Genomic DNA, 17,714 nt, shown 5'->3' with positions numbered 1-17,714 from the left:
TGTAAAAAGGGTCGGCAGTGCCGACCCTTTTTTATCTTCAGACTAATTTGGTGTGTCACATCTTGCCAGTCGAGAAGAAGTAGGTTTCGCCTGAGCTGTCATCGACGCCGTCGTTATCGGTTACTGCGTAACCGATTCCCCGTTTATCGATAGTAAAGCCCTCGATTTTGTCGACGACATAGCCGTTGTCGGCTTTGAGGTCAGGGATAAAATCGCGCACCTGCTGTTTGTGAACCATCGGCAGCTTTTCACCGAGCGGTACCGGCTTCAGCTCACTTTTTGCGACCTTGTACAGGCGCTTGATGCGTGCGCTTTCGCCGATCTGGTTATCGCGCTCGATGATGTAGACGGAATCGCCAAAGGCGCTGATCTCGGAAATGCCGACCCATCCCTGCTCAGGCGTTTCAAGCGGGTAGCGCACAGCACCCCACTGATCGCGATCGAGATCGTAGCTGACCAGTTTTACGCTGTGTTTCGGGTCATCATTCCACTCGCGCTGAATGGCGATCCAGAGTCGGTTGCCAATAAGGGTGATCCCTTCAGCACCGAAACGGGTCTCGTTGGACAGCAGTTCGGAGGGGAACGCCAGGGTGCGATCGATCTCGCCATCGGCCCTCACATGATAGATAGCATGGGCCACATCCTTGTCGGTGCGGCCCTCGGATGCCAGCCAGAAGCCGCCCTTGCCATCGGCTGCTATGCCTTCAAGGTCCAGCCCCAATGCGGGCTTACCGTCCCGTGTCACCGTCATCGCGTTGATGATGCGTGCCGGGCGGGAGGCGGCGTCGATGGTAAAGATACGCGGTTGGGCTTTATAGAAGCTGTCGTTGATTGCATAAAGCAGCGCAGGCTTTGCCGGATCGGCGGTGAGACCGGACAGGGCGCCCCAGCCAATCGGAAGGCCGTTGCTATCGCTAGTCGAGACGATCTGCGGATAGAGCGGCGCTTCGTCGCCCAAGCGATAGAGATTAACGTGCGCACGCACGCCACCGTCTGCGATCAGGTCTTTCTCATTGGCGCTGACCAGCAGGTTGCGCGAGGGGATGGCGATAGCCGATTCCGGAGCGATACCGGAGGGCAGGATCTGAACAAACTGTGGTGCTTTACCGGTGTCACGGTAGACACCGATCACAGAGCCGCGCTCCGAGAGCAGGAATATATAGGTTTCACCGTTAAAGCGTGCCACCTCGAGGCCTTCAGGTTCAGCGCCTTTCTTGCCGGAACGCTTGTCCGGGTAGTGGCCGGCCATCACGACCTGATGCTCGAAAGACGCACCAGACTCGAACAGAACCTCACCGGCTTTGTTGAAAATGGTAAAGCCACGTGCGCCGCCCTTGTAATCGCCCTCGTTGGCGATGACGAAGCGATCATCATCCAGCCACTTCACCGCGTCAGGTTCACGCAGTACGCCCTCCAGATGGCCGTCAAAGATCAGTGCGCCGTCCTTTTCAGTATCGATATCGGTAAGGTCCACGGTGCCAGCCGAGAAGTGGTTGATGATTGCTCCAGTTGCCGCATCAAGGATGACAAGGTGATTGTTCTCCTGCATCGTCAACGCGATCTCGTTGCGGTCGTTGAACGCGACAAACTCGGGCTCTGGGTCTTCCGGTGCGATTTCGGCAAGCCCGGTCAGGTCGATGCGACGCTGGGTGTCGCACTGCAGCTCACCGCCGGAGAGCTCAAGAATGCTGAGAAAGCCCGCTGGTGCCTGCGGCAGGGCGCCGTCGTTCAGCTCTTCATCGCGCTCGTTTTCGATAGCGACGGCTACAAAACGACCGTCCTTGGAGATGGCCACGGAATCGGGCTGGCCGCCCAGATCGCACCGGCTGGCAACCTTGCGGCTTGCGATATCGATCGTCGCCAGATAGCCAGAGGGCAGGGTGTAGCTCTCGGAGGTGTTGATCGCCGCAACGGCGGTGCCATCAATGGCAGCGACTGAGGTCGGTTCGCCGTTGAGATCGATAAAACCGCCAGCCTGCGGGTTATAGCTGTCGCGGATATCGATGAAGCCAACACCACCACGGGGGCTGTCGGAATAGATCAGCGTATTGCCGTCACCTGATGCGGTGATGATCTCGGCGGAGGTTTCCTGCGTGATATCGCCACCGGCCGGAAGGTTGTCGGCGGTTGAGAATGACGCGATGCGGTCGAAACTGGCGGCCTGACTGCTGCTTGCCGCAACGGCAATCGCAAGGGCCAGCAGTGAGCGACGAAGGGGACGGCTGTTCATGTGACGTACAACTCCATGTCGAAGTGAAGAACAAAAGCAACACATTAGTTCGTGCTGATGACAGCAGGGTGAATATTCAATTGAACTAAGCTTGAGGGGCTGGGCTCTATCTCAAACGAGCGTTTGGCTGATCGATTTCAAATCGCCGCCTGCCGATCACGTGAAATGGATGGAGAAAGGGATGTCATCACAGCTGATATTGGGGCCCATTCTGGGGTTGGAGTCCGATAACCTATACACCGTTTGCTGCGTAACCGACTGCGACACCGAGCAGGTAGAGCTCAGGTTACGCCCGGGCAGTGAGCGTGAGGAGCGTGTGACCGCCATGCCGGTGGAGGACAACGATGCCGGACGCTTTTGGCGGGCGGAACGCGCGTTGGATATACCCAAGCAGGGCGAGTCGATTGCCTATTGTCTGAGTGCCGCACAGACGCCACTGCTAGACCCGTTTGGAAACGACGAGTGGGCCTTTTACCAGCCGGGCAGGGAAGAGAAACCCAAGCTTGCCTACGCATCCTGTAACGGCTTTTCCGATGAGGCGCTGCGCACTTCTACAAGCTCACCTTACCGTCTGTGGCGCGAGATGGCCCAAGCGCATGCGCGTGAGCCCTTCGCGCTGCTGCTGATGGGCGGGGATCAGGTCTATGCCGATTCTATCTGGACGAGGGTCAAAACCCTGGGTGGTTGGCAGGAGCTCGATCTCGACACCCGCATCGAGACGCAGCCTGACGATCTGATGCGGGGGCAGATCGCCGAATTCTACGCTCGATTGTACGTGGAGCGCTGGGGGCAGGAGCCGGTCGCGAAGATGCTGGCCAGTATTCCCTCAGTCATGATGTGGGACGACCACGATATTTTCGATGGCTGGGGAAGCTATCCCGAAACACTACAGAATTGCCCGGTATTTCAGGCCATCTACGATGGGGCTGCGCGTTTCTTCCGGCTTTACCAGTTGAGATCGGCCACTCAGAACCGTTCGCTGCTGGCACCGGAGAGCGGTCATCATGCGTTTGGCTTTCGTTTCCGGCGCTATCATCTACTGGCCATGGACAACCGCGCCGAGCGCAGCATCCGGCAGGTTATGAGCGCGCAGCAATGGAATGACTTGATCGCCTGGCTTGATCGTCGTGACAGCGACGGCGATCTGCTGGTTATGTCGGCGGTACCGGTGGTCTATCGTGATTTCTCGGTTGTCGAAAACTTCTTCGACAAGACCTCCAATATGGAGGAGCTGACGGACGACCTTAAGGACCATTGGCGTGCCAAGTCTCACGAGGGTGAACGGGCGCGTTTGATCATGCGGCTGCTCGACAATGCACAAAAACGTCAGGGTGGGCGCACGCTGATCCTCTCCGGTGATGTTCACATCGGGTGCCTCGGTGTAATCCGTGACAAGCGCAGCGATAATCGGGTCCATCAGCTGGTGTCATCCGCCATCGTTCATCCGACGCCCAGCCGTGTGGAGTGGATCGGTATCTGTGCCGTCACGAATGACGACACCCAATACCTCGACGAAGATGAGTCGATCAGCATCGATATGCTGCGCCCCCACGGCTCCGACAAGTACCTGCGTACCCGAAACTTCGCGACCCTCCAGGAGGGCACCGACCGTAAACTCTGGATCAACTGGGTGTGCGAAAACGGCGAAGAACCCTGCTATCCACTGAAATAAACCGCCCCCAGCGATGCTTGAGCCCTCTGCGCTCGGGCATCGCTTTCAAAAGTCGATTTGTTGACCCTCTAATCAAGTTTCAAAAAACAGAATGCGCCATTAGCCCGGATGGAATGCCTGCTTTACCGGCTATAGGTGCTAATTACGCTAAATAATTAAAAAATAGTGTAAATTTTCTGCGCCACTATGTTAAAAAAATACGGCTCAAACAGTTGTTCGTATTGATTAAGTGATTCGGGCGACATCCACTGTGCAAGAATAAAAAATAAGGAGTCCCCGTTGAGGAGGGAGTCTCGATTCGCTTGGCGTATGCTATCCGGCGTTACGCTACTGACAGCATCTCTGTTTTTGTCCGGTTGCGGTGAAGAGCCGGCGCCGACCAGCGGTGAAACAGCCACAGGTCTGACCCTAATCAATCAGGACTGGAACGACCGTCAGCGGGAGACCGCCTGGTACACCAGTTTTGGGTCCCGCATTATGCCGCTGTCCTGGTTTCTCGTTCTGGAGGAGGCCAACAGCGAAGCCCGTTTCAGCCGCCCCGATAACCTGAGCCGCTTCGGCTTTGCCGTGGCCGGGCAATCCGCTGCAAACCCGTACAACCTGCCCATAGGCATAGCGAGTACGCCGCCTCATGACGGAGAGAGCTGGGTTGGTCTTGGCTGCTCGGCCTGCCATTCCGGACAGGTTTACTATCAGGGCAAACGCCTGCATATCGACGGTGGTCAGGCTTTGGTGGACTTCCAGTTGTTCGAGCAGGAGGTGATTGCGGCGCTGCAGGCGACACTGGCGGACGAGGCCAAGTTCGCGCGATTTACCAAGGCGCTGAGTGCCGGCAAGGGCTTGCGCGATACGTTGCAAGCGCGCACAGACCGCCTGGTTGAAATGGCCGAGTTGAATGCCACCCATACGCCCTATGGGCGAGGTCGTCTGGATGCATTTGGCCAGATATTCAACGCCGTCGCGGCTGATTTTCTCGACATACCGGAGAACAAACGCGAGCCGAATGCGCCTGTGAGCTACCCCGTTCTGTGGGGAGCGGCGCATCTCGACCTCGTGCAGTGGAACGGTTCCGCCCCCAACTCAGGCCCTGGGCCGCTGGTTCAGAATGCTACGACGGCGCTGGCCGTGTTCGGGGATCTGAACATACACAGCGATGGCATGGGCTATGACTCGGGCATCGAAATTGAAAACCTGAGCACCATTCAGCAGTTGTGGTATCACCTGAGAGCCCCCGCATGGCCGACATCCGTGCTAGGCGCAATCGATACCGCACAGGCGCAGAAGGGCAGCGTGATCTATCAGGCCCAGTGTGAGTCCTGCCACTCAATCTCTGTGCAGAGCCAGAGCAAACGTGAGCTCAAAGCCACCCTTGTGTCGGTGGATGAAGTCGGCACCGACAGCACCATGGCAAGCAACTTCGTCAATGCCAAGGCGAAAAGTGGCGCCTTTGAGGGTGAGAAACTGCTCTATATCGCCGGTAGCAAGCTGGGCGAAGAAGCCTACAGCATCGAACTGGTTCTGCATGCGACACTCGGCGCGCTGCTCAAACACCCCTGGGAGTCGATCAAGGCCGGTCTTTACAGTTTTCACAAAGTCTACAGCGCACCACTCAATGAGCGCCCATACACCTATAAAGCGCGCCCCCTGGCGGGTATCTGGGCCAGTGCCCCCTACCTTCACAACGGCTCGGTTCCGACACTTGCCGCCATGCTTTCAAGCGAGCGGCCGGTCAGTTTCGCCGTTGGAAAGGTGGAGTACGACCCGCAAGCAGTGGGTCTTGGCGAACAGGTGCTCGACAGTGAGCAGGTCAGCCTGTTCGACACGCGTGCGCCGGGCAATGGCAATGGCGGACACCTATATGGCACAACGCTTTCCGACAGCGATAAGCGTGCACTCATCGAATACCTGAAAACCCTTTAACACACTTGCCGATCAGAGGATCCACTATGAGCAAGGGAATCGCGTCGCGTCTGCTGGGGCGGCTGATGATATTGATCGTTCTGCTGGTACTGGTCGCGGTAGGTGTGTTCGCCTACTTCGTTCAGTCCTCCAAAGCCCGGATGCCGCGGCTTGAGCAGGTGGACGAATACCGCTACCTCAACAGCGGCTGGAAAACATCGGCCCGCGAAACGTACTACCACACCCCGCAGGGCGCTTCTGTGCCGCAGGGCGCGGCTGGCGCGGCACTGCGTTACCAGTGGTTTCTTAATCTTGAGCAGCCGCTCTCGCAAGAGCGCTTTGCTGATCCTGCATTTCTGCTGAGATTCAAGTTTCTCGCCGATCCAAGCCATCCCGATAACCTGCCAGTTGGTTTCAACCGCCGTTTCTCTACCGCCACCGGCGATGATGTGCTCGACATCAGCTGTGCTGCCTGCCATACCGGTGAGTTGCACTACAACAAGGATGGCACCCGCTACGGCCTGCGCGTAGACGGCGGGCAGGCGATGCACGCCTTTACCGATCTCGCGCGCGGCAGCTTCGGCCCCACGCTGATCAGCGCTCTTGCGGAAACCTGGGCGAACCCGCTCAAGTTCAACCGCTTTGCCGACAAGGTGCTGGCTGAGGGCGGCAGCAAATCCGCGCTGCATAAGCAGCTGGGTAACACGCTGGAGGCGTTCATCAACATCCGCCAGAACAATCCGCTGGCACACCTCTATCCCACGCGGGAAGGGTTTGGACGCACCGACGCACTGGGGCGGATCGCCAATACGGTGTTCGGTGATCACCTGAGTGATTCCAATCTGCAGACATCTTCGGCGCCGGTGAGTTACCCCTATCTCTGGAACATGTGGAAGTTCAACTGGGTGCAGTACAACGGCTCTGTCGCGCAGCCGCTGGCCCGCAATGTGGGTGAAGCGCTGGGCGTCGGTGCCGACATCCAGTTGGTGAGTGAGGAGGGCGCACCACTGCCGGCAGACCAGCGCTTTAGAACCTCGGTGAATATTCAGGGGCTTGAGAAGATCGAACGCGCCCTTCAGCAGTTGCCCCCGCCGCAATGGCCTGAGGATATCTTCGGTGCCGTTGACTCTGCCAAAGCGGCCAAAGGCAAGCAGCTGTTTCAGAGCCACTGCGTAGAGTGTCACGGGCCACACCCGTCCACACGCGCCCGTCAGCAGGCTGAAGCGCCGCTCAAGGCAGGGCCGGACGATCATTGGTTGATTGAGGTGATCGGTGTTGACCATATCGGCACCGACCCGACAGAAGCGAACAGCTTCCTCTCGCGCACCTACGATCTCTCGGCGACCGGCATCACCAAGGACGAGGTAAAAGCGCTGATCGACCCCTTGTTGCAGAAGAAGCTGGCGCGGGACATGCTCATGCGCCTGCGCGAACTTGCCATCGATCCGACCTTGACCGAAGAGGCGCGGGTCGCCTTCACGTCGATGGCCCAAGCCTTCCCTGAACCCGACCAGTTGGCAGAGCAGGGCTTCGAACCCTCACCGAATGCCGGTATCAAGGAGCTGCTCAACTACTTCGAGCTGAAGCCCGATGTGGAGTTGTCGGTTGACTATGCCGCTTACCCTCAACTGGCCTGCGACACCCAATGCCAGATCAATGCACTCTGGTATGACATGGATTACGCCCAGGAGGCGTCTGTTCGGCTGGTTGACTCCATCGACCCGGCTAACATCACTGAAGGGTTGGGGCTGAATCTGATCGACCTGCTGCTTAAAGAGCGCTACTACAAGGACCATAACCTGACCGCCGAGCAGCAGTCGTGCCTTGAGGGCTTCGGCGCGCTTGACCTGCCGCAGCAGATCGCCGGATACAAACCGCGTCCGCTGGCCGGTGTCTGGGCGACGCCGCCGTTTCTGCACAATGGTTCTGTGCCGAGCATCTACCAGATGTTGCTGCCGGCCAGTGAGCGCGAAACACGCTTCTTTGTCGGGCCGCGTGACTACGATCCGGTACACCTGGGCTATGCCAGCAGCCAACCGGCAGATGGTGAGTATGACGGCTTCTGGTTTGATACGAGCCTTACCGGCAACCACAACACCGGCCACAGTTTCGAGGCCAGCTCCAAGCAGTGGCAGGCCTACCGGAACGATCCGCACGCCAACCCCCTGCCGGGCGGGGTGATTGGCCCGGTACTGTCGGATGAGGATCGCTTCGCGCTGCTGGAATACCTGAAAGTGCACCGTGACAACCCCGTCGGCTACCGGTATCAGGGGGCGCCAACCTGTGTGGCGGGTCTGCAATGAGCGAGGGAAATGGCGTAAACGAGGATAACGCCAACTACTGCCGTGACTTCGATACTGTCGCCAGCGAAGAGCAGCGCTGGATCGAAGCGCGCAGGCTGGCGGCCGGTGTCGACCCCGAACAGCCGATTACCGGCGTTGCTTTTTCCGGTGGCGGCATTCGCTCGGCCTGCTTCCAGCTGGGCATCCTTCAGGGGTTGTCCGAAAGTGGCTGGCTGAACAAGGTGGACTACCTCTCGTCGGTCTCCGGTGGCGGTTACATGGCCGGATGCTACCAGTGGCTCAAGCACCGGGGGGAGGGGGCACATCAGCTGTTCAGCGCGCCAGTACTCAACTGGTTGCGTGCCCATGCCGCGTATCTTGTATCCGGCAAGGGGGTGACCAACGCAACACTCGGCGCCGGTATACTTGCCTCGTCGCTGTTCAGCCTGCTGGTGATGCTGCCGATTCTGCTGGCGGGATTCTGGGTGGCAGGTCTGCCGCACAGCCGCTTTCTCTGGCCAGCGCACTGGCATCTGCCCGGAGGCGAGGTGATCGAGGGGCACAGCGGCTACCTGCTGATGCTGTTCGCCTCGCTTGCGTGTTTCGGCTTTTACCTGCTGAGTATTCCGACCATGGCCCTGTGGCGGGCAGGCCGCCGCGGGGATCTGACCCACCTGTTTGCACCGCGCAAGTTTATGGGCCGCTTGCTTGAGCTGGCGATTGCCCTTGCGTTGGTGGGCAGCCTGCCGATGGTGGCTCAGCTGGACGATGCCTTGTTGGCCCTTGCCGCATCGGAAAATCTGGCGGGGCTTGGCAAACATCTTGATTACGCGATTCCGTTCATAACCGGCAGTCTTGCAATCGCGAAGGGGCGTTTCAACCCGAAGATCGCGTTTCTTGGCCTGACGTTAATGCTCTACGGGCTGGCGGCATTTGCCTACCATCTGGTGTTTCATATCAGGGTGGTGGACCATCCGGCATTCTGGGCGGTGTTCGCGTTTTCGCTGCTGCTGGCAAGCCTCGCCAGCGTCAACCGAACCTCCATGCACAGCTACTATCTGGCCCAGCTTGCACAGGCGTTTTTCTACACCGGCAAGCCTGAAATTGACGATATGCCGTTATCCGATATCGCGCCTGAAACCGGAGCGCCGCTGCCGTTGGTTAATACCACGCTGTCGACGCTCAACTCCAAGCGGCCTCTGGCGCATTCGCGCATGGGCGAGAGTTTCACGCTGACGCCGTTATACAGTGGCTGTCCGGCAACGGGGTTTGCCAGAACGGCTGATTTCCAATCCGGACGACTCACACTGGGTGAGGCGATCACCACCAGCGGTGCAGCCGTTGACCCCGGTACTGCACAAACCTCTAACCGTGCGCTGAGCATCCTGCTCACGCTGATCAACTTCCGTCTTGGGTTTTGGGTGCAGCACCCGCGCCGCGCCGGCGATCACTTCGGGCGCATGCCATTCTGGCTGATCTTCAAAGAGCTGTTCGCCAAGGGGATGCAGGAGAACGCATCCAGCCTGCACCTCTCGGATGGTGGGCATTTTGAGAACCTCGGCGTCTATGAACTGCTGCGCCGCGAGTGCCCGCTCATTATCGCCAGCGATGCCGGTGCCGACCCCAATCTACAGTTGAGCGACCTCGGCTTGTTGCTGCAGCGGGCCCATGCCGATTTCGGCTGTGAGGTGCATCTGAACACCGTCAATCTGCTATCCGCAGAGCAGGGGCTGAGTGCCGACTGTTTCGCGCTGGGGCATATCCGCTATCCATCAGGGCGCCGCGGGCGGCTGCTCTACGTGAAATCGGTACTGACCCGACAGTCGTCTACTCAAGTGATATGCTTTTCAAAAGTGGACCCCAGTTTCCCCAACGACGGGTTGATCAACCAGTTCTTCGACGAACGTCATCTCGACGCCTACCGGGAGCTGGGGCGGGAGAATATCCGCATGGCACTGAAAGCACTTGAGAGTGAGCTGGCTGTGCGTCAGCACACACACGCCGAAACAGTGGAGAGTGCCCAAGCGGTCTGATTAAGACGGGCGGCCAGCACGGCGGGCCGCCCGGGAGGCGCGATGCACTACTTTGCGTATGGCTCGAACATGTCACTGGCGCGCTTGCGAGAGCGGGTGCCCAGCGCCGAGCGCATGGGCACCTACTGGCTTGAAGGGCACGACCTTCGGTTTCACAAGTGCGGCAAGGACGGCTCGGGCAAGTGCGATGCCTATTTCACCGGCGACCCAGCCCACCGTGTGATCGGCGCGCTCTTTCTTATCGACCCCATTGATAAACCCACATTGGACCGCGCCGAGGGCCTAGGCATTGGCTATGGGCAGAAAACGGTTATCGTAAAAGGGCCCCAGGATAGTGAGGTGGAGGCGCTGACCTACTGGGCGATGCTGACCGACCCGCACCTGAAACCGTTCTCCTGGTATCTTCACCACGTACTGATCGGCGCGTGTGAGTCGGCGCTGCCGCATAGCTATATCGAACAGATCCGTAAGGTAGAGGCCATACACGACCGGAACCGGGAACGCGATCTGGCAGAACGCGCTGTGCATGACCCCACCCTCATCATCGGATAAGGGGTAACTCCGCACTAGCGGCGTACCCGCACCCAGACAAGGAGAGTAACAAGAGTGGTAAAGCTTGCTGATCGTGTTGAGGCCGTCACACAGGCGGCACTGGCCAATGGTGCCCTGCAATCGATCCAGACCGTTGCCGAAGTGGTCAACGAGGGGGAAATCAGCTACCTGATCCGCGTGCTCGATAACCTCAAGCGCAAAGACGAAGCCCGCGCCCGCCTTAAAAAAGCGGCCAGCCACGCCAGCAACCCCTTCCTGCCCTATGAAGAAGCGCTCTATGTGTGTGAGTTGGGCGAGCACCATCGCTGCCTGCTGAACAAATACAATGTGGTCGATAAGCACCTGCTGATCGTCACCAGCCGTTTTGAGCCTCAGTCTGACCGGCTTAATCTAAACGACTTTCGTGCGCTGTCACAGGTGATGGCCGAGATTCCGGGGCTGGCCTTTTTCAACGGCGGCGAACAGGCCGGTGCCAGCCAGCCCCACAAACACCTGCAACTGGTGCCACTGCCGATGAGCCCGTTTGCAGAAACCCCATTCTCGGAACAGCTAAACCATGTAAGCGGAGAGCACCCGCAAGGGTGTGAAGCACTCGGCTTTCGCCACTGTGTTATGCAACTGCCGTCCGCACTGTTCGAGGATGCTGCACAGGCAGGCCAGCAGCTGCTAGCGGCTTACGAGTCGCTGCGCGATGCACTGAACCTTGCGGACGATGCACCTTACAACCTCTTACTGACCCGCCACTGGATGATGATGGTGCCAAGGCGCGCTGAGCGCTGGCAGAGCATATCGTTCAACGCGTTGGCGTTTTGCGGGGCAATACTGGTAAGGGACGAAGAGCAGGCCGCAAAGTTGAAGGAAGAGGGGATTATGCGGGCGCTTGTGTCGGTGGCGTAAGGGGAGTGGCTGCGGTTATGGCGACTTACGAGCCGAAGCCGACGGGGTGAATGGGTTACCGTGTAGTCTGCTATTGGTCCTTAGCAGACGTTCGACTCGTAGGTCTCCATGTGAGCGGCACAGAGCGGTCACTCGCGGCTCAGATAAATGCCCCGTCCTGAATCTTGTATACGCCCAGATAAAGTGAGCTTCATTGAGAACACGATACATCGCCAGATGTGGAAGGATTCGATTGCATAGCGTTCAGCAACTATCGCATAGGGTGCCAATCACTTCTCAGTGGAGCAATCCTGCAAGCCTTATGAGAGGTTTCTGTTTTCGGCCTGAGCGTCTCCCCTTTTTCGGGCGTAGTCCACACACGGTCTTACTCACGGTTAATCTCTGCGTTTACTGATGGCTATATTTCGAAACAGTGGTCTCCGCGACGTGGCAAAATCGTAAAAAACGGGCTCTATTAGCGCCCGTTCCTTGAATAGACAAAAGTTTCCACTGTAGTCCGAAAACTATCCTAAGACTTGATCGACATAAAACGTTGACAACCCCAAATAGTTCTCAGGCGAGAGCACTTGGGTAATCTGCTCCCGGGACAGGTGCGCGGTTACACGACCATCCTCGGCTAGCACATCCGACAATGTCAGCTTGGAGTGTTCCGCCTCGCGGCAAGCTTCATACACTACATCATGAGCTACCTGACGACCTAAATAAGGAGCCAATGCCATCATCGCCGATTCAGCCACAATCAGACCTCGGGTGAGGTTCAAGTTGTCTCGCATCCGTTCCGGATACACCGCAAGTCCTTCCAACAGGAAGATAGCCTGAGAAATTGCGCAATGGGAAAGTACAAAGCACTGCGGCAACGCGATCCACTCGGTATGCCAAGGCCCGGTCGCCCTCTCAAGATCCGCTTCCTGAGCGCCTAGGAGCATGTGTGCGGATTCGCTTACAGCTTTGTGACAACCGCGTATCACTTCACAAGAAATGGGATTACGCTTTTGCGGCATGGTCGACGACGCCCCTCGATCCTTGACGAAGGGTTCGGCCAGTTCGCCGAGCTCGGTCATCGACATAATCATGACGTCAAAGGCGATCTTGGCCAAACTACCCGTCATCAACGCCAGGGCACAGCCCGCTTCGGCCAGTGCATCGCGCGTTGCATGCCAGGGGATCAATGGACTACGAAGGCCAAGCTCTTCAGCCAGAAGTTCGGTTACCTTTTCCGCTCCCTCTCCCATCGACGCCAACGTACCCGCTGCGCCGCCGAGCTGCGCCACCAATACACGCGGGCGCAGCTCCTGCAAGCGCTCTTGCGCTCTATGAACCGAGTCTAGCCATACCGCCGCCTTGTAGCCAAAGGTTACCGGCAGTGCGTGTTGCATATGCGTGCGCCCGGCCATAACCGTATTGCGGTGGGTTTTGGCCAGGGTTTCGAGCGCACAGGCAACACGCTGCAGATCCCGCTCTATCAGATCCAATCCTGCCCGAACCTGAAGCACGGTGCCGGTATCCATGATGTCCTGTGTTGTCGCACCCCAGTGGACATAGCCACCGGAGTCTTTACCTGCCGCTTTGGCTAATTGACGCACCAGGCCGAGAATGGGGTATCCAACGGTGCCAGTATCATGTGCCAAGCGCTCCATATCTATCTGAATCTCGCTGGCCGCGTTGTTGATACGTTGAGCGGCTTCAGTCGGGATCATCCCGACTCTGGCCTGAGCTCGGGCCAGTGCCGCCTCGACCTCGATATAGGCACGGACTCTGGCGTGATCATTGAATTCTTCACGCATTGTGTCGGAGTGAAACAGTGGCGTGAAAATACGGGAGTCAAGGATGGAAGCAGTCATTTTGAAAATACCTTGCAAGAGAGTCGTTGGCGGCTAACACCGTCTTTTTTCCAGATAAACAGCCCGAGCGTCATAACGGCACCGGCCAAGTCGGTTTCCCAACCGCCCATAATCATCAGGATCGACGTCATGAACAGCAGTCCTCGCGTGAGGAGATTGGTGCGAGTAAAGAACCAGCCCTGCACGGCCGCACTGAGCAGATAAATTCCGACGGTTGCCGTAACAGCCGCCAACAGTATTTTGATCAGCGAGCCCTGCATCAGCAGAGCCGGGTTAAAGCAGAAGATGAACGGCACTAGGAAAGCGGAGATGCCGATCTTGAATGCCTGCACACCCGTTTGCATCGAGTTGGCCCCGGAGATAGCCGCACCGGCAAATGCGGCTAGAGCCACCGGTGGTGTAATCGCGGACATCACAGCGAAGAAGAATACGAAGAAGTGTGCGATCAGCGGCTCTATACCCAACTGGGTCAGGCCCGGAGCGATTACCGCAGCAGCCACGGCATAGGCCGCGGTGGTCGGCATTCCCATACCCAATACAACGGAGATAACCATGGCGAACAGTAGCGCCAGTAGCTGGCTGCTCTCAGCAACCGACAGAAGAATAGCCGAGAAGCGCAAACCAACGCCGGTGATACTGATGACACCCACGATGATCCCCGCCGTGGCGCAGACGGCAATCAGTGGTACCGCCATCTTGCCGGCCAGCGCCAGTGCATGAAAGATCCGCTTCGGGCCCATGGCGTTAGCGCCGAGCCAGCTGACAACGATGACCGAGAGGCCGGAGAGCGTACCGGCGCGAATCACCGAGTATCCCATCACCAGTCCAGCGATCAGGATCAAAATTGGCGAGAATAGGTAGAGCTGACGCATCAGTTTCGCGCGATCCGGCAGCTGATCCCGGCTCAGCCCTTCCATGCCGTTCTTCGACGCCTCGAAGTCGACCATGAAGTAAACTGACAGGAAGTACAGAATGCCGGGTATGACAGCCGCGAGGACGATATCGGTGTAAGGAATCCCAGTCACATCCGCCATGATAAACGCCCCGGCGCCCATGATTGGCGGCAGAATCTGTCCACCTGAAGAGGCGGCGGCCTCGATAGCACCGGCAACAGTCGGCTTATACCCCACCTTTTTCATCAGCGGGATAGTGAACGCGCCAGTAGAGACCACATTACCAGCAGACGAGCCGTTGATCGTGCCCATCAGACCTGATGCCAGTACGGCCACTTTGGCAGGCCCCCCCCGCTTGTGTCCAGCAACCGCAAAGGCAAGTTTGACGAAGTAGTCACCGGCCCCAGAGGCTTGGAGGAAGGCCGCGAAAACGATGAACAAGATCAGATAAGTAGCCGAGACGCCCAGAGTGGGACCCAACACACCGTTGTCGGTCAGCAGGTAGGAGATCAGGCGAGCAAAATCATATCCTTCATGGCGCAGAATGCCCGGCATCCAGGGCCCGACGAAGGCGTAGACGATAAAGCAGGCTGCAATTACCACCATCGCCATACCGGTGGTGCGGCGAGTGATCTCCAACAATAGGGCTATGGCCACCGCCGATACGACCGCATCGCTAGTCGTTGGGAAGGCACCTCCGCGGAACTGGAGCATATCCAGATACTCGATCAGATAAGCGCCCACGACCAGCGTCAATACGGCCATGGCGATATCAGCCATCCGCCAAACCTGAGCGTGCCTCGCCAACCAGGTCGCCGGAATGGTGATCAGTGTGGCCAGGGTCAATGCCCAGCTAAAGGCATTCATCCCCGGCTGATCCATCAAGGTGCGTTCAAACATGACATAAGCGGCGCCGGCGGCTACCGCGATAATCAATGCAGCACCCCCCGCAATCGTACCCAATTTGGAACCCTGGTGTACGCGGTAGCTACCACCTGCGAAGATCAGTGCACCCAGTGCCAGGCCACCGGTCATATGCAGAATACGCTGGCTCCACGCCTCCATGGGGTAGAGGTTCAGAGCCAGTAACTGCAACAGCACGTAGATGGCGCTTGCGGCGACCAGTAACAGAGGGCCTCCCATGGTCTCATTGGCGGTATCAGCTTGAGCATCCACGTTGGACTCAAATGCCTCAGAACCATGGCCATGCTGGACCGGGGGATTATTTGAAGATGTTTTCATCACGAACACCTGATCAGTTCGGTATTACGTTTGACGGAAGTTCGATGCCGATTTCCTTGTAGTAACGAACTGCACCAGGATGAAGCGGAAGCACGGCGTTATAAGTCACGTTTTCTGCTAACGATTCAGCTGCCGCGCGGTGAACCTGTTTCATCTCGTCATTGCTTTCGAGCACCGCTTTGGTAATCGCGTAAGCCAGGTCATCGGGCATATCTTTGCTGGCGACAACAAAGTTCCACATGGAGACAGTCTTCAGATCACCTTTCTGGCTCTTATAGACGCCCTCCTTAATCACAAGAGGCGACAGTGAAGGGTAGATCTTGGTGAGTTTTTCGATTTCGTCATCGGTAAAGCCCAATGGAGTGATCTCATTCTGCGCTTCGATCTGGGTGAACGCGGTGACCGGAATACCGGCTGCCAAGCCAAGTGACCTGATCATGCCGTCCTGCAACTGTCCGGCCTGATCCCCCGCACCACCGAAACGAGGTTCTATCTCAATGCCAATGTCGGACAGGATCGACGGCAAGTAACTGGCCGTTGTACCAGCTTTCGGGCCCACGCCCATGGACTGACCGTTAAGTGCATGAAGGTTCGTAATACCGGAACTCTTCAGTACGGCGATCTGGAATGCGGACTGGTACATCGGGAAGAGCGCCCGCACGTTTTCAATCTTGGAACCTGGTACGAGGGGATTACGCCCTTCAACACTCTGCTGCGCGGGACCTGTGCTTGTCAGGGCAAGATTGAGTCGGCCGGCATCGACCAGGGCCAGATTCTGAATTGGTCCACCCGATACCTCGGCACTGGACGGAATAGAGAGTTTTTCCTGGATCAATTTGGCAACACCGCTTCCGTAGATGAAGTAGGTGCCACCTTGGGACGCCGTCCCAATTTTGATGCTGGTCGGCCAGCCTGTTCTATCTTCGGCATTCGCAGAACATGCGACAGCAAGTAGCGCGGTAGTGGCTAGCGTAGCGATTGCTTTGATACGAAGTCTCATCGGTTGTCTCCCATTATTGTTATCGTCGTACAAGTGTATGCCAACTTGTACGGACAAATTTAGGTGCAGAAAAATTATTTGTCCAGACAAATTTTGCTATCCTGTTAAGGCTCGATTCGGTTAGCATCAGAACAACAGGAGAATCACCATCAATGGGAAGTGCCTTGAATACCCGTAAGAGCCGTTACATTGAAATTGCACAGGAACTGGAGACGCAGATCACAGAGGGACGTTTTGCCCCAGGTACTCTGCTGCCAACAGAGGCCACCCTTTGTAAGGAGCATGGCATTAGCCGATTTACGGCCCGGGGCGCGTTGAAATTACTGGAAGAGAAAGGGCTGATAGAGCGGCAACAGGGACGTGGCAGCGTCGTGATTAATACGCGCCCCTCGGTTTTTCGCAGTGCCTGGTCGACTATTGATGAGCTGCTGGAGCATGCAGAACAGGTTCATGTGGTGATCGAACAGTCTGCTGAAGTCATGGCGGACAGTGAGATCGCCGAGAAAACCGGCTTTGCCTTTGGCCAGCACCTGCTTGAGATAAACGGCGTACGTTACAGCACACCACCCGGTGAAACCGAGGAGCGTCCGCTTTGTACACTGGATGTATGGGTGCATGAAATGTTTATGCCGATACAGGCTGAACTGTCTCAGGTAACAAGCTCGGTGATCGGATTGTTGGAACAGCGTTTCGGGAAACAGACTGCGGAGGTTCAGCAGTCGATTGCTGCTATCTTGCTGCCAGATACCATTGCAGAAAAGCTTCAGGTCGAACCCGGGCAGGCATCGCTTAGGTTGCGCCGAAAGTTCATCAACACCGAAGGTATCATTTTCGAAGCGACCGAAACCATATTCCCTTCAAGCCTGTTTGAATACCAAATGCGTTTGAAACGTTGAATGAAGTTATACCCCTCATGGCAGCGTTCCCACTTTCGAGATAATCGAACCAATAAAAAGGGGCAGCTCTCGCCAGCGGCAGCTATGGGTCGATAGCAGTAATCAGCAGCAAGCCTCGCTAACTTCCGCATTGTGCGCCAAGCAGATTCGCAGGAAATGGCCCTCTGCGGACATTAGGTGTGCCGTACCAATGTGCGGTTTTCTATCTCCTTGGCACATTGGCAGAGCCTGAAGGCGCGTACTGTCCGACCGAAAAGTGGCCAGAGGTGATACAAGA

General features: G+C 57.3%; 11 protein-coding genes. 7 read left to right on the top strand and 4 right to left on the bottom strand.

The window, feature by feature from the left end:
• Positions 1–55: 55 nt before the first annotated feature.
• Positions 56–2,230 carry an esterase-like activity of phytase family protein gene (locus ADIMK_RS19140; protein WP_036191419.1) on the bottom strand — a complete coding sequence of 725 codons (2,175 nt, stop codon included), beginning with the start codon at positions 2,228–2,230 and terminating at the stop codon, positions 56–58.
• Positions 2,231–2,411: 181 nt separating this feature from the next.
• Here ADIMK_RS19140 and ADIMK_RS19135 point away from each other — a divergent pair, with 181 nt between their 5' ends.
• From ADIMK_RS19135 to ADIMK_RS19110, 6 genes are all read left to right on the top strand, one after another.
• Positions 2,412–3,902 (top strand): alkaline phosphatase D family protein, encoded by a 1,491-nt coding sequence (locus ADIMK_RS19135; protein ID WP_036191416.1) that lies wholly within the window; start codon positions 2,412–2,414, stop codon positions 3,900–3,902.
• Between the two features lie 279 nt (positions 3,903–4,181).
• A complete protein-coding gene (locus ADIMK_RS19130) occupies positions 4,182–5,822 on the top strand; it encodes a di-heme-cytochrome C peroxidase (protein WP_156043004.1) in 1,641 nt (546 codons plus the stop codon).
• A 26-nt stretch (positions 5,823–5,848) separates the two neighbouring features.
• Positions 5,849–8,104 carry a c-type cytochrome gene (locus tag ADIMK_RS19125; protein ID WP_036191413.1) on the top strand — a complete coding sequence of 752 codons (2,256 nt, stop codon included), beginning with the start codon at positions 5,849–5,851 and terminating at the stop codon, positions 8,102–8,104.
• On the top strand, positions 8,101–10,116 hold the full coding sequence (locus ADIMK_RS19120) for a patatin-like phospholipase domain-containing protein (RefSeq protein WP_051693126.1): 2,016 nt from the start codon (positions 8,101–8,103) through the stop codon (positions 10,114–10,116). The genes ADIMK_RS19125 and ADIMK_RS19120 overlap by 4 nt, the downstream gene beginning before the upstream one ends.
• A gap of 42 nt (positions 10,117–10,158) precedes the next feature.
• Positions 10,159–10,668, top strand: coding sequence for a gamma-glutamylcyclotransferase family protein (locus ADIMK_RS19115; protein ID WP_036191410.1), 510 nt, complete (start codon positions 10,159–10,161; stop codon positions 10,666–10,668).
• 54 nt (positions 10,669–10,722) lie between these two features.
• A complete protein-coding gene (locus tag ADIMK_RS19110) occupies positions 10,723–11,565 on the top strand; it encodes an ATP adenylyltransferase family protein (RefSeq protein ID WP_036191407.1) in 843 nt (280 codons plus the stop codon).
• A gap of 503 nt (positions 11,566–12,068) precedes the next feature.
• Here ADIMK_RS19110 and pcaB read toward each other — a convergent pair.
• The 3 genes from pcaB to ADIMK_RS19095 are packed head-to-tail and all read right to left on the bottom strand — an operon-like array spanning position 12,069 to position 16,541.
• Positions 12,069–13,406, bottom strand: coding sequence for a 3-carboxy-cis,cis-muconate cycloisomerase (gene pcaB, locus ADIMK_RS19105; protein WP_036191405.1), 1,338 nt, complete (start codon positions 13,404–13,406; stop codon positions 12,069–12,071).
• Positions 13,403–15,541, bottom strand: coding sequence for a TRAP transporter permease (locus ADIMK_RS19100; RefSeq protein WP_081849872.1), 2,139 nt, complete (start codon positions 15,539–15,541; stop codon positions 13,403–13,405). Before ADIMK_RS19100 ends, pcaB begins: the two co-directional genes overlap by 4 nt.
• A 13-nt stretch (positions 15,542–15,554) precedes the next feature.
• Positions 15,555–16,541, bottom strand: a complete 987-nt coding sequence (locus tag ADIMK_RS19095) for a TAXI family TRAP transporter solute-binding subunit (RefSeq protein WP_036191402.1) — start codon at positions 16,539–16,541, stop codon at positions 15,555–15,557.
• Between the two features lie 152 nt (positions 16,542–16,693).
• Between ADIMK_RS19095 and ADIMK_RS19090 the strand changes: the two genes are divergently transcribed.
• The gene (locus ADIMK_RS19090; RefSeq protein WP_036191399.1) at positions 16,694–17,437 is read left to right on the top strand and encodes a GntR family transcriptional regulator; all 744 of its coding nucleotides are present in this window, start codon (positions 16,694–16,696) and stop codon (positions 17,435–17,437) included.
• Positions 17,438–17,714: the final 277 nt, after the last annotated feature.

It is taken from the genome of Marinobacterium lacunae (assembly GCF_000705555.1).
GTDB classification, from domain to species: Bacteria; Pseudomonadota; Gammaproteobacteria; order Pseudomonadales; family Balneatricaceae; genus Marinobacterium_D; species Marinobacterium_D lacunae.
This window is presented reverse-complemented; position numbering and strand designations above follow the sequence as displayed.

Excerpts from the sequence above, each read along its gene's own strand:
- ADIMK_RS19135 (WP_036191416.1), top strand. The coding sequence starts at position 2,412 with ATGTCATCACAGCTGATATTGGGGCCCATTCTGGGGTTGGAGTCCGAT.
- ADIMK_RS19100 (WP_081849872.1), bottom strand. The coding sequence starts at position 15,541 with ATGAAAACATCTTCAAATAATCCCCCGGTCCAGCATGGCCATGGTTCT.
- ADIMK_RS19095 (WP_036191402.1), bottom strand. The coding sequence starts at position 16,541 with ATGAGACTTCGTATCAAAGCAATCGCTACGCTAGCCACTACCGCGCTA.
- ADIMK_RS19140 (WP_036191419.1), bottom strand. The coding sequence starts at position 2,230 with ATGAACAGCCGTCCCCTTCGTCGCTCACTGCTGGCCCTTGCGATTGCC.
- ADIMK_RS19090 (WP_036191399.1), top strand. The coding sequence starts at position 16,694 with ATGGGAAGTGCCTTGAATACCCGTAAGAGCCGTTACATTGAAATTGCA.
- ADIMK_RS19115 (WP_036191410.1), top strand. The coding sequence starts at position 10,159 with ATGCACTACTTTGCGTATGGCTCGAACATGTCACTGGCGCGCTTGCGA.
- pcaB (WP_036191405.1), bottom strand. The coding sequence starts at position 13,406 with ATGACTGCTTCCATCCTTGACTCCCGTATTTTCACGCCACTGTTTCAC.
- ADIMK_RS19125 (WP_036191413.1), top strand. The coding sequence starts at position 5,849 with ATGAGCAAGGGAATCGCGTCGCGTCTGCTGGGGCGGCTGATGATATTG.
- ADIMK_RS19120 (WP_051693126.1), top strand. The coding sequence starts at position 8,101 with ATGAGCGAGGGAAATGGCGTAAACGAGGATAACGCCAACTACTGCCGT.